Below are 14,701 nucleotides of genomic sequence, written 5' to 3'. Positions count from 1 at the left end.
ATATATATAATGATTAAAATTACATTACCTGACGGGAGCGTCAAAGAGTTTGAAAAGAACAGCACTCCAATGGATGTTGCTAAAAGTATTAGTGAAGGTTTAGCCAGAAATGTTATTTCCGCAAGTTTTGACGGAACAACCATTGAAACCACCACCCCACTTACCACAAACGGCTCGTTAGTTTTATATACCTTTAATGATACAGCAGGAAAGAAAGCTTTTTGGCATTCTTCTGCTCACGTATTAGCACAAGCTATTCAAGATTTTTATCCAAATGCAAAATTAACTATTGGGCCTGCTATTGAGAATGGTTTTTATTACGATGTTGATTTTGGAGAGGATACTATTTCTGAAAAAGACTTTGATAAAATAGAAAAGAAATTTTTAGAACGTGCTCGTGAAAAAGCTGAGTTTAAAATGCGTTCTATTTCTAAAGCTGATGCTTTAGCTTACTACGAAGCACAAAACAACCAATATAAGGTAGAGCTTATTGAAGGTTTAGAAGATGGTGATATTACTTTTTGTGATCATAGTGATTTTACTGACTTATGTCGTGGAGGACATATTCCGAACACAGGAATTATCAAAGCTGTAAAAATTATGAATGTTGCTGGTGCTTACTGGCGTGGTGACGAAAAGAACAACCAGCTTACTCGTGTCTACGGAATTTCTTTCCCTAAACAAAAAGAGTTAAAACAATATTTAGAATTACTTGAAGAAGCTAAAAAGCGTGATCATAGAAAACTTGGTAAAGAATTAGAGTTGTTTACTTTTTCTCAAAAAGTAGGACAAGGCTTACCTTTATGGTTACCTAAAGGAGCTGCTTTACGTGGTCGATTAGAAGATTTCTTAAAAGCCGCTCAGAAGAAAGCAGGGTACGAAATGGTTATGACTCCACATATTGGACAGAAAGAACTATATGTAACTTCTGGACACTATGCTAAATATGGTGAGGATAGTTTTCAACCGATTACTACCCCGAAAGAAGATGAGGAGTTTTTATTAAAACCTATGAACTGTCCACATCACTGTGAAGTGTACAATCATAAACCTTATTCATATAAAGACCTACCAAAACGTTTTGCTGAATTTGGTACTGTATATAGATATGAACAAAGTGGTGAATTACATGGTTTAACTCGTGTTCGTGGTTTTACTCAAGATGATGCACACATTTTCTGTACTCCAGAACAACTAGACGAAGAGTTTAAAAATGTAATCGATTTGGTACTATATGTATTCGGATCTTTAGGTTTTGAAGATTTTACTGCTCAGGTATCTATTAGAGACATGGAGAACCTTGATAAATATATTGGTTCAGTTGAAAACTGGGAAAAAGCTGAGCAAGCTATTATAAATGCAGCGAAAGATAAAGATTTAGATTATGTTGTTGAAGAAGGTGAAGCTGCTTTTTATGGTCCGAAGTTAGACTTTATGGTGAAGGATGCTTTAGGTAGAAGTTGGCAATTAGGAACTATTCAAGTGGATTATAACTTACCTGAACGTTTTGATTTACATTATAAAGGTGCTGATAACCAATTACACCGCCCAGTAATGATTCACCGTGCACCATTTGGCTCTATGGAGCGTTTTATAGCTGTATTACTTGAACACACAGGTGGTAATTTCCCTCTTTGGCTAACCCCTGAACAAGTTATTGTACTGCCAATCAGTGAGAAATATCAAAAATATACCGAAAAAGTTTTAACTTTGTTAGAAAATTCCGAAATTCGCGCCCTCGTTGATAACCGTAACGAGAAGACAGGAAGAAAGATACGTGATGCCGAAGTTAGCAAAATACCTTTTATGGTTATTGTTGGTGAACAAGAAGAAAAAGATGACACAGTATCTGTAAGAAAACATGGTGAAGGTGATTTAGGAACATTTACTATTGAAGAGTTCATTTCTCTAATACAGAAAGAAGTTAGTAAAACATTGGTTCCTTTTGGAAATTAAAAAATAGATAGTAATTTAAAATTTATAAGTCATAGCAATTAGAAGAAAAGGCGGTAGAAGACCCGCGAGAGTAATTAAAGAAGATCAACATAGAATTAATGAAAAAATTAGACATGTTGATGAAGTTCGTCTTGTAGGCGATAACGTGGAAGTAGGTGTATATCCATTAGCTAAAGCTAAAGAGATTGCACGAGAGTTAGAATTAGATTTAGTAGAAATTTCACCTAAAGCTGTTCCTCCTGTTTGTAAAGTTATTGATTACAAAAAGTTCTTATATGAGCAAAAGAAACGTGAAAAAGCTTTAAAAGCTAAAGCTACTAAAGTTACCGTTAAGGAAATTCGTTTCGGACCTCAAACTGACGAACATGATTACGAATTCAAAAAGAAGCATGCGATTAAGTTCTTACAAGATGGAGCTAAATTAAAAGCTTTTGTATTCTTCAAAGGGCGTTCGATTGTATTTAAAGAACAAGGACAAATTTTACTATTAAAATTAGCTCAAGAATTAGAAGAATACGGTAAGGTAGAACAAATGCCGAAACTAGAAGGAAAACGTATGATTATGTTTATTGCCCCTAAAAAGAGCAAATAATACATAGAACAATAATATAAGCAAGATAAAACTAAAAAACAAAGATGCCTAAAATTAAAACAAAATCTAGTGCTAAGAAACGTTTCAAGTTAACTGGTACTGGAAAAATCAAAAGAAAGCACGCGTTTAAAAGCCACATTTTAACAAAGAAGTCTAAAAAACGTAAGCTTGCATTAACACATGCTACATTAGTACATAAGTCTGATGAAGCAAACATTAAGCAACAATTAGTTTTAAAATAATTGTTAGCACAGGGAATTTAATTATTAACCATGGAGTTGGGCTCATTAAAGAACTTTTAAGTAAGTCGCCTACTACAAAAACACATTTGAATTATGCCAAGATCAGTAAATTCAGTAGCTTCAAGAAATAGAAGAAAAAAAATCTTGAAGCAAGCAAAAGGTTACTTTGGACGTCGTAAAAACGTTTACACAGTAGCAAAGAATGCGGTTGAAAAAGGAATGTTATATGCATACCGTGACCGTAAAAACAACAAGAGAAACTTCCGTTCATTATGGATTCAACGTATTAACGCTGGAGCTCGTCAGTACGGAATGTCTTACTCACAGTTTATGGGGAAAGTAAAAGCCAACAATATCGAGTTAAACCGTAAGGTTTTAGCTGATTTAGCTATGAACAACCCAGAAGCTTTTAAGGCCATTGTAGAAAAAGTAAAATAAGTTTCATAACCTTGCTTATACTAAAAACCCAAACCTTAACGTTTGGGTTTTTTTAAACCATCCATATTCATCAATTGAACTAAAATATCAATCCTATGAAATTTTTTAAAATAGTATTCATCCTTATTTTTACTCAAAGCATTATCGCTCAAGATAGCACTCCTGATCAACCTAATACAGTTGAAAATCAATTTAAAGAGCTTTATAAAAAATCAAACAACTACCAAATTTATAAGGTTGTAAAAAAGAACGAATACTTAAGGCTACAGAATAGTATTTTAGACAGTATTAAAGTTATTAAAACAGATGCTGCCGCTAAACAGGTTAAGATAGATGAGCAACAAAAAAACATTACTGATTTACAAACTAAGATAGATACACTAAACAAGGATTTAGCCACTTCTATTGATAAAGAGGATGCTATTTCTTTTATTGGAATTCCTTTAAACAAATCTACCTACAACTCTATAGTATGGGGTATTATTTTTGTTTTGCTCGCTGGATTAGCTTTCTTTATCTACAGATTTAAGAACAGTAATGTGGTTACTAAAGAAACTAAAAGTTTATTAGCTGAAACTGAAGAGGAGTTTGAGCAGTACAAAAGAAAATCTATTGAGAAAGAGCAAAAACTACGTAGACAATTACAGGACGAGATTAATAAACAACGTGGTGTAAGTTAATCTACTTTAACTTAATTATGAACTGTTTATAAAACAAAATCCCGAGTTAATACTCGGGATTTTGTTTTATAATAAAAACTGCTGTAATCGATTAGAAAAATACTCCCAACCTCCTTTACAACTTTCTCTTGTAAACTGTGAAATATTTGTATTGGTAAAATGTTCTATTCCTAAAGCTATGACAGAAAACTGTGTTTTTTCTTCACTCAAATATTTTACTTCAAAAGTAACTAACAAGCTTTCATCAACATATTCTGGATATTTCCATTCACAGACTATTTTTTCTTTTTCAACAACACTTATAACCTTCCAAACATGCAAAAAGTTTCTTTCTTCTGATTGCACATTGAACTCTGTGGTGAACCCGACTATTGGTTCGAAAGCAGGAATATTATCAAAAAACCATTCTAACATTAAAGAATGTGTAGTTATTGCTTCCCATACTTTATCTATTGAAGTATTTATAACTTTGGTTACAACAATTGCTTTCATTTTTAATAATATTAAGATAATCCTGAGATTACTCCATTATTATCAATTGTCATATTTTCTGACGCAGGAGTAGCAGGTAGCCCTGGCATGCGCATCATTTTTCCTAAAATAGGAATAATAAACTGAGCTCCTCCAGCAATTTCAATTTCTCTAACGTTTACTGAGAATCCTTTTGGTCTCCCTATTAACTTATCATTATCGGAAAATGATTTTTGAGTTTTTGCCATACATACAGCAAAATCATTGAACCCTAAACGATCAATTCTTCGTAAGTTTAACTCAGCTTTTTTATCATAGGTTACAGCATCTGCTCCGTAAATCTCTTTAGCTATCTTTTCTATTTTCTCTTTTACAGGACTTTTCCAATCATACAAAGGCTTGTATTGTGTAGCTTTATTTTCAACTACATCAATTACAGCTTGAGCTAAGTTTTTAGTCCCTTCTCCTCCTTTAGCCCATCCTTCTGAAACCACAGCTTGTACACCTAAACTTTTGCAAGCGTTAATAACAAACTGTACTTCTTCTTCTGTATCAGAAATAAAAGAATTGATAGCTACTACAGGTTCAATATTAAATTTTCTAATATTTTCTATATGCTTTTCCAGATTTTTAAATCCGTTTTCTACACGCTCTAAACTTGGGGTATTATATTCCTCTTTTAAAGAACCTCCGTGATGACGTAGAGCTCTAATTGTAGCAACTAATACCACACATTTAGGATTCAACTCTGCATATTGTGATTTTATGTTCAAGAATTTTTCGGCTCCTAAATCAGCTCCAAAACCAGCTTCTGTTACTACATAATTTGATAAAGACAATCCCATTTTTGTAGCAATAATTGTATTTGTTCCTTGTGCAATATTGGCAAAGGGTCCTCCATGAATTATCGCAGGGTTTTCTTCTAAAGTTTGTACTAAATTTGGTTTTACCGCATCTTTCAATAAAATAGCCATTGCATCTTGCGCTTTTAGGTCACGTGCAAAAACTGGTTTTTTATCAAAAGTAAATCCGATGAAAATATTCCCTAAACGTTCTTTTAAATCATCAAAAGAAGTTGCCATGCAAAGAATAGCCATTACTTCTGATGCTGGTGTGATGTTGAATCCATCTTCACGTGGTATTCCATTTGCTGTTCCTCCTAAACCAATTGTAATTTGACGTAACGAACGATCATTCATATCAATTACACGCTTCCATAAAATGGTACGTGGATCGATATTTAAATTATTTGTTCTACTTTGTAAATTGTTATCTATTAAAGCTGATAGTAAATTGTTAGCTTTCTCAATAGCATTAAAATCTCCAGTGAAATGTAAGTTTATATCTTCCATTGGAACTACTTGTGAGTATCCACCTCCAGCGGCTCCTCCTTTGATTCCAAAAACAGGACCTAATGAAGGTTCTCTTAATACCACTGTTGCTTGCTTTCCTACTTTATTCAATCCTTCTGTTAAACCTATAGAAACAGTCGTTTTTCCTTCACCAGCCGGTGTTGGAGTTAATGCCGTTACCAATACTAAATTGTTTTCCTTTATTTTATTTTCATCTATTAAACTTAAAGGTAATTTAGCTTTGTATTTTCCATACATTTCTAAGTCGTCTTCTCTTACTTGTAACTTATTAGCTATATGTTTAATATGTTGTAATTCTTTTGCTTGAGCAATCTCGATATCGGTTAAATGCGCCATGGCAAATTGTTTAAATTTTAAGTTATTTTTTTACTAAAAAAGCAAGTAAATATACGTAATATAATCCCTATAGAAACTGACATTTGTTAGCAAATTTCTCCTAATTATTATCTAATAACATAAATATGGTAAAAGAATTGGCTTTTCTTTTAATGAAACGCTATATTTGCACGTTTTTAAAATAAAGTCGATTTAAATTATTTACAATGCAAAACAAAGGATTAATTAAATTATTTGCTATACTTTTTGGTTTAGTAAGTATTTATCAATTATCGTTTACGTTCTTTGCCAATAAGGTAGAAGATAGTGCGAAACAGTATGCTAAGGCTAATGTTAGTGATAACAATGGTAGGGCTTTGGCTAGATATGAAAGAAAATACTTAGATAGCGTAGCTAACAAGGAGATAGTAAATTTAGGATTTGCAAAGTACTCTTATAACGATATAAGAAACAAGGAAATGAACCTTGGTCTTGATTTAAAAGGGGGTATTAATGCAATTTTACAGGTATCAGTAAAAGACATCTTAATAGGATTGTCTAACGATTCTCAAAACACAACTTTTAAGCAAGCATTAACAAATGCTGATGAAGCTCAAAAAGACAGTCAAGAGAATTACTTAGATTTATTCTACAACGAGTTCGAAAAATTGAGTAATGGTAGTGTTAAATTAAGCGACCCAAGCATTTTTGGAACTAAAGCTTTACGTGATAAAATAGACTTCAACAAAACAAACGAGCAGGTTAAATCGACTTTACAAGAAGAAATTAACACTTCTATCAACACTGCTTTTGAAGTATTACGTAGCCGTATCGATAAATTTGGAGTTGTACAACCAAACATTCAACGTATTGGAAACTCTGGTAGAATTCAAGTAGAATTACCTGGTGCTAAGGATATTGATCGTGCTAAAAAACTTTTACAGAGTACCGCTGAATTACAGTTCTGGGAAGTACACACAAATGCAGATGTTCAAAACTTTTTCTTTACAGCTAACGCTAAAGTTGCTGAAATGTTAAAAGACGATTCTGTTTCTGAACAAGTTAAAGACACTGCCAAAGCAGACAATGATATTGATGATTTGTTAGGTGAATCTGCTGATTCAACAAAAGTTGAAACTCAAAAGAATTTGTTCACGTATTTATATCCTAATGTAGCACAAAGTCCACAACAAGTAAGCTCTTTAGTTGCACAAGCTAGAGTTCAGGATACAGCAAAAGTAAATAGCTTCTTACACAACAAAGAGGTAAGAGCTTTATTACCTAACAACTTAAAATACACTAAGTTTTTGTGGGATTACAAGTCACAAGCTGGAGCTGATGGAACAGAGATTATTGGTTTATATGCCATTAAATCTAATAGAAAAGATAAGGCTCCTATTGATGGAGATGTAATTGCTGACGCTAAACAAGATTACGACCAAATGAGTAAGCCAGTAGTGTCAATGTTAATGAATGGTGTTGGTACTAAACAATGGGCTAAAATGACTAGCGAAAATGTTGGTAAGTTTGTTGCTGTTGTTTTAGATGACTATGTATATACTGCACCTGTTGTAAACCAAGTTATTTCTGGAGGTAGCACTCAAATTTCAGGAGGTACAATGACTGTTACAGAAGCACAAGATATTGCAACAGTTTTAAAAGCTGGTAAGTTACCTGCCCCTGCAAGAGCTATTCAAATGGAAGTTGTTGGACCATCCTTAGGTAAAGAATCTATTGATGCAAGTATGTGGTCATTCGGATTAGCTATTATCTTAGTATTAGTTTGGATGTTCTTATACTATGGTAGAGCTGGTATCTATGCTAACATTGCTTTAGTAGTTAACATTTTATTCATCTTTGGAATTTTAGCTTCATTCAATTCGGTATTAACCTTACCTGGTATTGCCGGTATTATCTTAACCATAGGTATGTCGGTAGATGCAAACGTAATTATTTTCGAAAGAATTAAGGAAGCTTTAAATGGAGGAAAAAGCTTAGGAGAATCTGTAGATGAAGGGTTTAGTATTAAAGGAGCTTTATCTGCTATTATTGATGCTAACATTACTACTTTATTAACAGGTGTTATTTTATATACTTTCGGTACAGGGCCAATTAAAGGTTTTGCCTTAACATTAATGATAGGTATTGCCACTTCTTTGTTTACAGCTATTTTTATTACTCGTTTATTTATTGACGGTGCTGTAGAAAAGGGAATTAAGTTACCTTTTAATACTGGTTTCTCTAAAAACTGGTTTAAAAACATTAGTATAGAATTCTTACAAAAACGTAAGATTGCTTATATCATTTCAGGATTCTTTATCGTAGTAGGTTTAGTTTCTATTTTTACTGTAGGATTAAAACAAGGAGTAGATTTTAAAGGAGGTCGTTCGTATGTAGTTCGCTTTGATGAAGCTATGAAAGGAAATGAAGTAGCTGAACAATTAAAAAATGTATTTGGAACAGCTCCTGAGGTTAAAACTTACGGTTCTGATCATCAATTAAAAATCACCACTGCTTTCAAAATTGATGAAGAAGGTACTGATGTAGATGAGCAAGTACAGAGTGCTTTATACCAAGGATTAAAACCATATTTAGGAGACACTTCTTATGAAAACTTTAAACCTGGTTTTGAAAAAGCAGGAAACGGAATTATGAGCTACATTAAAGTAGAACCTACTATTGCTGATGATATTAAGCAAGCTGCTTTATGGGCTGTTTTAGGATCGTTAATCGTAGTATTCTTATATATCTTATTACGTTTTAGAAAAATGGCATACTCTATCGGTGCGGTAGTAGCTGTTTTCCACGATGTATTAGTAGTATTAGGTGTATTCTCTTTACTATACAAATTCATGCCTTTTGATATGGAAATCGGTCAGTCATTCATCGCAGCAATCTTAACAGTAGTAGGATACTCATTAAATGATACCGTGGTAATTTTTGATAGAATTAGAGAGTTTACAGAAGGTAAAAACTCTGTTACTGCTAGTTTAGTAAACAAAGCATTAAACAGTACATTAGGAAGAACTATCAACACCTCTTTAACAACATTACTAGTAATGTTAGCTATCTTCTTCTTTGGAGGGGACAGTATTAAAGGATTTATGTTCGCATTAATCGTAGGTGTGGTAGTAGGTACTTACTCTTCTTTATTTGTTGCAACGCCAATTATGTTTGACGTTTCTAAAAAAGAAGAAAACAAGTAACTTAAATAAAAACATACATAAAACCGTTTTGAAGTTTATTCAAAACGGTTTTTTCATTTAATATCAAGCAACTATCTTTGCAGTCTGATGAAAATTACAAAACTCCACGATTTATACTTTAAAGAATTTATTTCAGCTGATGAAATTTCTAATATTGTTAGCTCATTAGCTGAGCAAGTAAGAAAAGATTTACCTTCTAATGAAGTTCCTATTTTTATAGGAATTTTAAACGGGTGCTTTGTTTTTACTGCCGATTTTTTACGTGAATATAAAGGAAACTGTGAAATTAGTTTTGTTAAATTGTCTTCTTACCAAGGCACTTCTTCAACAGAAAATGTAAAGAGCTTAATTGGTCTTAATGAAGATTTATCTGGTCGTACCGTTATTATTTTAGAAGATATTATAGATACTGGCACGACCCTTCAAGAGATTTATGAAATCTTTAAAACGAAAAATTTAAAAGAACTAAAAATAGTAACACTTTTTTACAAACCTGATGTTTACCGTAAAGAACTACATATAGATTATATCGGAAAAGGTATTGATGATAAATTTATTGTAGGTTACGGATTAGATTACAAAGGTTATGGTAGAAACTTGCCTGCTATTTATCAATTAACAACACCACCAAAAATGAAAAACATCGTATTATTCGGCCCTCCAGGTGCAGGAAAAGGTACTCAAGCAGAAGTTTTAAAAGAAAAATACAATTTAGTACACATTTCAACAGGAGATGTATTCCGATTTAATATTAAAAATAAAACTGAATTAGGGTTATTAGCAAAAACATATATTGATGCTGGAGATTTAGTTCCTGATGAAGTTACCATTAATATGTTAAAAGAAGAGGTTAACAAAAATGCAGATTCTGCAGGATTTATTTTTGATGGTTTTCCTCGTACAGAATCTCAAGCAAAAGCTTTAGATACTTTTTTAGCTGAAAAAGGTGAACGTATTAACGGAATGGTTGCTTTAGAAGTGCCAGAAGACTTATTAGTTGAACGTATCTTAGAAAGAGGAAAAACTAGTGGTCGTTCTGATGATATGGATGAAAGTAAAATCCGTAATCGCTTTAATGAATACAACACTAAAACAGCTGTTTTAAAAGACTATTACCAAACACAAAACAACTACTACGGAGTAAACGGAGTTGGCTCTATTGAAGAAATTACACAACGTTTATCAGACGTATTTGATACACTATAACAAACACTTGTTTAATTGTTAAAGTAATAACAATTATCGCTTTTTAACAATTCAACAAATAAACAACGAACAATGACTGAAGGAAATTTTGTCGACTATATTAAAATCTACGCATCATCAGGTAAAGGTGGGCGTGGATCTGCACACTTACATCGCGAAAAATACATTGCGAAAGGTGGACCTGATGGTGGTGACGGTGGTCGAGGTGGTCACATTATATTACGTGGCGATAAAAATATGTGGACACTTTTCCATTTAAAATTTAAACGTCATTTTAGAGCTGAACACGGTGGTGATGGTAGTAGTAGTAGAAGTACTGGACATGATGGTGCTGATGTTATAATTCCTGTTCCATTAGGAACTATTATTCGGGATGCTGATACTGACGAAATTTTATATGAAGTTATTGAAGACGAACAAGAAATCATCTTATTAGAAGGTGGTAAAGGTGGTCGTGGTAACTGGCACTTTAAGTCTCCTACCAATCAAACTCCTCGTTATGCACAGCCAGGTATTGACGGGCAAGAAGGTTGGTATCGTATTGAATTAAAAATTTTAGCTGATGTTGGTTTAGTTGGTTTCCCAAATGCAGGAAAATCAACTTTATTATCTGTTATTACCGCTGCCAAACCTAAAATTGCTGATTACGCATTTACAACCCTAAAACCTAATTTAGGAATTGTGGAATATCGTAATCATCAAAGTTTTGTAATGGCAGATATTCCTGGGATTATTGAAGGAGCTGCTGAAGGAAAAGGTTTAGGACATCACTTTTTACGCCATATTGAACGTAACTCTACCCTACTCTTTTTAATTCCTGCTGATAGCGAGGATATAAAAAAGGAGTATGAAATTTTATTGAATGAGCTTCGCAAACACAATCCTGAATTATTGGATAAGGATCGTTTGTTAGCTATATCAAAATCGGATATGCTAGACGATGAATTAAAAGAAGAAATTAAACACGATTTACCTGAAGGCATTGAAGCGTTATTTATCTCTTCAGTTGCTCAACAAGGCTTAATGGAGCTAAAAGATAAATTGTGGCAAATGCTGAATTAGCTTCCATTTAAAATAACACTATAAAAAAACACCTCACAGAGGTGTTTTTTTGTTCTTCTACTCCATCTTCCAAATCTTTATAAACATTTCTTGAAAGGCAGTTTTTGCATTCTCTTTAGTGCTTTTCTCTACATACTCTTTCATTAATGCTACTCTATCAACTGCTCCTGGATGTGTGAAAATTTCTGGACCTAACAAATTTTGTAAAACCTCAAAGTTTGTTTTTAAATCATTTCCTAACTCCACCTCTTGTGTAGTAATTAAATGAACCGCTATAATATCTGCAAGATATTCTGCTTTCTTATAAGCATTTATTTTAGTTCCATTAGGTATTTCTGTTCCCAAATTAAATTGCTCTGCTTGTTTTAGCGTTACAATATGTCCTAACTCATGTGCTAATACAAAAGCTTTTATATAGTCTTTATCGTAATCTATTAAACCTTGGCTTACCTCAACATAATTCATTGCTGCTCCTGCATTCACAGAAGTATCGTGTTTATCTATTCTAAACTCATTAGGAATATCTACCCCTGTAAACTCTTTAAATAACGGTTTTACTGTTTTTAAATATAGTTCCTTTAATTTTTCTTCTTTTGTTAAGTTTTCTACTACTTCTTCATTTTTAGTTTCACTTGTATTACAACTTACTGCTAAAAAAGCTGTGATAAGTATTATTATTTTTCTCATAAATTTTAGAATAAAAAAACACCCTCAGAAAAAAAATTCTAAGAGTGCTTTACTGGGGAATAAACATTAATTAATAATATGTGTATGTAATACTAGTATTAATAAAACCGAATACAACATACGAAGCTGTTACTGGATATCCATCTGTATTATATACATAAGTTACTGAAGTGTCACTTGAAAAACTTCCTTGTGCTGGATTATTAATATTTACTCCATCTAACCCTGTTCCTACATTAATTTTAGCAAAAGCAGAAGGATATACTCCTTTAAAAGGATTATTTTTGTCATCATAAGTATTCTCTAATGCTTCTGTACCTACTGTTTCTGTTTTAACATTTCCTTCTTCATTATACACATAACTTGTATTAGTTACTTTATCATTCTCTTTATTCACTCTCTCTTTTTTCTCTAATTTATTTTCAGCATTATACGTATATGTATAAGTGTAAGCTTCCATACCGTCTTCCTTCTCTACTGCACTTACAATTAAGCCTTCGTCATTATACGTGTATACAGTACTTTTTGTATCTGACTTTACTTCTATTACTTGGTTTTTATCATTAAATATAAATGTATAAGTTGTAGTAGCTCCTCCTTCTTCTATAGTATATGAACTTATAAAATTAGAGTTGTCATCGTAAGTATATGTAGTAATACTCTCACTAAAATCATCTTTAAAATGATATGTTTTTATTTGAGAACCACTACCTACTTCACCACGAATATTAATAGTAACATTGTATACTTTTTCATCACCGTTTTCAGCAGTAACTGTAAAAGGCATAGCTTCTCCATCTACAAAGTTTACTGGTTGTCCTGATGCAGGAGAAATTGTAGCCTTTTCTGAAATAGTAATATTAGGTACTAACCCTGAAATGTTAGTTTTAAAAGGAACACTGATTGTAATATTGTTTCCTAAGTCGTAAACAACATCATCTTCACTTAATCCTTCAAAGTCTATGTTAAAACTGGTAATACTGTTTAATGATGATTGTACTACTTTATCGTTATCATCACTAGAGCAGCCTACTACTACAAGCGCTATAATTAAAGACAAAAAAGGGAAAACTTTTTTCATAATGTAAAAATTTAAATATTATTAATTTATTATCGACTTCTTTTATTCCGTTCGATAATCACGGATTATACTTTAAAAGTTTGGGTTATTTATTTTAGCATCGTTAGGAAACTGAACTACGTATCTACTATCATTTTGTTGTAATGTGTAATTTTTTCCTTCATACCACTTTACAATTTGTGGTTGTGTAGTTCTTTTTAAATCGTTCCAACGTTGACCTTCAATAGCAAATTCACGTGCACGCTCATCTAATATCTCTTCATACAACTCTTGTTTGTTTAAAGAGTTGATATATGTAGTATATGTTGTCATTTTAGACGGAGTATATCTGTTTTTTGCAAACGCTAACAATTCTGTTTTTGCTAAACTTAGTTCGTTTTGTTGCGTGTATGCTTCTGCTAAAATCAAATACAATTCTGCTACTCTAAAGGTAGATCTATACTTAATGTCAGCTGTTTTAGCAGCTCTATAAACTGTTCCATCTTTCCTAAAATAAATATTGAATCTTAAATCATTTGTTTTATCGTATTTGCTTAAGAAAGCATCAGACATAGAAGCGTAAGTTGTAATATCAAATGAAGATACCATATCTAACGCCAAAATAGATTCTACTGAATTAAATTCTGAAGGCATTATAGAGCTATCTGAGTTTAAATCTTGAATGGTATTTTGTATAGCCAATGCTTCTTTAGCTGCATCAATAGCCTTTTGCCATTCATTTTTTGATAAAAAAACTTTCGCTTTTAAACTTTTTAAAGCTACTGTTGAGAACCTATAATTTAATCCTGTTTCTTGTTGTGCTACATTTAAACGTGTTTCTGCATTTGTAATATCTTGTAAGATTTGCGTATAAACCTCTTCAACAGACTGAATATCATATTTCTGATCTAAATTGTATTCAGTTACAACAGGCACTCCTCCATCGCTATTAGCTGTTGCACTGTTATAAGCTTTACTATATAAATTAACCAACTGAAAATATTGCAAAGCTCTTAAAGCATAAGCCTCTCCTACCAATTGACTAATTTGAGTAACATCTCCAGTTATTTCAGCTTGATTTTCTATAACGTGGTTTGCATGAAAGATTATTTTATAAAAACCCGCATATGAAAAAGCTGTTGTTAAAGGTGATGCGCCAGCATCATTCCAAATAAAAAGATCTTCGTACTGTTCTGATCCTAAAGATGCTTTAGTTAATTGAAGCTCATCACTTCTATATGTTGTTAATACATGGTTGTTTTTTTCTATACCGTAAGCTGTTGTTAAAAAGCTTCGGTAATCTTCAACCGATTTAGGAATTATTTGCCCTATTGGTTCTACATCTAAGTAGTCGTCACACGAAACCATGCTTGCTACTGCTATGAATAATATATATATGTGTTTTCTCATTTC

At 32.4% G+C, this 14,701-nt stretch carries 13 protein-coding genes; 8 read left to right on the top strand and 5 right to left on the bottom strand.

All coding sequences use genetic code 11. From position 1 onward, the window contains the following. The first annotated feature begins 9 nt into the window (after nucleotides 1-9). From thrS to D6T69_RS05465, 5 genes are all read left to right on the top strand, one after another. Nucleotides 10-1,956, top strand: coding sequence for a threonine--tRNA ligase (gene thrS / locus D6T69_RS05485; RefSeq protein WP_125066815.1), 1,947 nt, complete (start codon nucleotides 10-12; stop codon nucleotides 1,954-1,956). A 73-nt stretch (nucleotides 1,957-2,029) separates the two neighbouring features. Further along, a complete protein-coding gene (infC, locus tag D6T69_RS05480; protein ID WP_262706669.1) occupies nucleotides 2,030-2,548 on the top strand; it encodes a translation initiation factor IF-3 in 519 nt (172 codons plus the stop codon). Between the two features lie 44 nt (nucleotides 2,549-2,592). Further along, nucleotides 2,593-2,790 carry a 50S ribosomal protein L35 gene (rpmI, locus tag D6T69_RS05475; protein ID WP_047790515.1) on the top strand — a complete coding sequence of 66 codons (198 nt, stop codon included), beginning with the start codon at nucleotides 2,593-2,595 and terminating at the stop codon, nucleotides 2,788-2,790. Between the two features lie 93 nt (nucleotides 2,791-2,883). Beyond that, nucleotides 2,884-3,228, top strand: coding sequence for a 50S ribosomal protein L20 (rplT, locus tag D6T69_RS05470; RefSeq protein ID WP_099215432.1), 345 nt, complete (start codon nucleotides 2,884-2,886; stop codon nucleotides 3,226-3,228). Between the two features lie 95 nt (nucleotides 3,229-3,323). Then, nucleotides 3,324-3,908, top strand: a complete 585-nt coding sequence (locus tag D6T69_RS05465) for a coiled-coil domain-containing protein (protein ID WP_125066813.1) — start codon at nucleotides 3,324-3,326, stop codon at nucleotides 3,906-3,908. A 66-nt stretch (nucleotides 3,909-3,974) separates the two neighbouring features. Here the strand turns inward: D6T69_RS05465 and D6T69_RS05460 are convergent, their stop codons facing one another. Then, nucleotides 3,975-4,400 (bottom strand): SRPBCC family protein, encoded by a 426-nt coding sequence (locus D6T69_RS05460; protein ID WP_125066812.1) that lies wholly within the window; start codon nucleotides 4,398-4,400, stop codon nucleotides 3,975-3,977. An 11-nt stretch (nucleotides 4,401-4,411) separates the two neighbouring features. Next, nucleotides 4,412-6,088, bottom strand: coding sequence for a formate--tetrahydrofolate ligase (locus tag D6T69_RS05455; protein WP_125066811.1), 1,677 nt, complete (start codon nucleotides 6,086-6,088; stop codon nucleotides 4,412-4,414). Nucleotides 6,089-6,294: 206 nt separating this feature from the next. Between D6T69_RS05455 and secDF the strand changes: the two genes are divergently transcribed. From secDF to obgE, 3 genes are all read left to right on the top strand, one after another. Then, nucleotides 6,295-9,273 (top strand): protein translocase subunit SecDF, encoded by a 2,979-nt coding sequence (gene secDF / locus D6T69_RS05450; protein ID WP_125066810.1) that lies wholly within the window; start codon nucleotides 6,295-6,297, stop codon nucleotides 9,271-9,273. Between the two features lie 87 nt (nucleotides 9,274-9,360). Beyond that, nucleotides 9,361-10,479 (top strand): adenylate kinase, encoded by a 1,119-nt coding sequence (locus D6T69_RS05445; protein ID WP_125066809.1) that lies wholly within the window; start codon nucleotides 9,361-9,363, stop codon nucleotides 10,477-10,479. Nucleotides 10,480-10,551: 72 nt separating this feature from the next. Then, nucleotides 10,552-11,541: a GTPase ObgE gene (gene obgE, locus D6T69_RS05440; RefSeq protein ID WP_125066808.1), complete on the top strand. Its 990-nt coding sequence runs from the start codon at nucleotides 10,552-10,554 to the stop codon at nucleotides 11,539-11,541. A 57-nt stretch (nucleotides 11,542-11,598) separates the two neighbouring features. Here obgE and D6T69_RS05435 read toward each other — a convergent pair whose 3' ends face one another. The 3 genes from D6T69_RS05435 to D6T69_RS05425 form a co-directional block, all read right to left on the bottom strand. Beyond that, on the bottom strand, nucleotides 11,599-12,228 hold the full coding sequence (locus D6T69_RS05435) for a M48 family metalloprotease (RefSeq protein ID WP_125066807.1): 630 nt from the start codon (nucleotides 12,226-12,228) through the stop codon (nucleotides 11,599-11,601). Nucleotides 12,229-12,298: 70 nt separating this feature from the next. Continuing rightward, nucleotides 12,299-13,309 carry a hypothetical protein gene (locus D6T69_RS05430; RefSeq protein WP_125066806.1) on the bottom strand — a complete coding sequence of 337 codons (1,011 nt, stop codon included), beginning with the start codon at nucleotides 13,307-13,309 and terminating at the stop codon, nucleotides 12,299-12,301. A gap of 72 nt (nucleotides 13,310-13,381) precedes the next feature. Then, complete coding sequence (locus D6T69_RS05425) at nucleotides 13,382-14,698, bottom strand: RagB/SusD family nutrient uptake outer membrane protein (protein ID WP_125066805.1); 1,317 nt, start codon at nucleotides 14,696-14,698, stop codon at nucleotides 13,382-13,384. Nucleotides 14,699-14,701: the final 3 nt, after the last annotated feature.

Source organism: Tenacibaculum singaporense (assembly GCF_003867015.1).
GTDB lineage: Bacteria > Bacteroidota > Bacteroidia > Flavobacteriales > Flavobacteriaceae > Polaribacter > Polaribacter singaporensis.
Note: the sequence above shows the minus strand (reverse complement) of the source record. Positions and strands in the feature narration are given on the sequence as shown.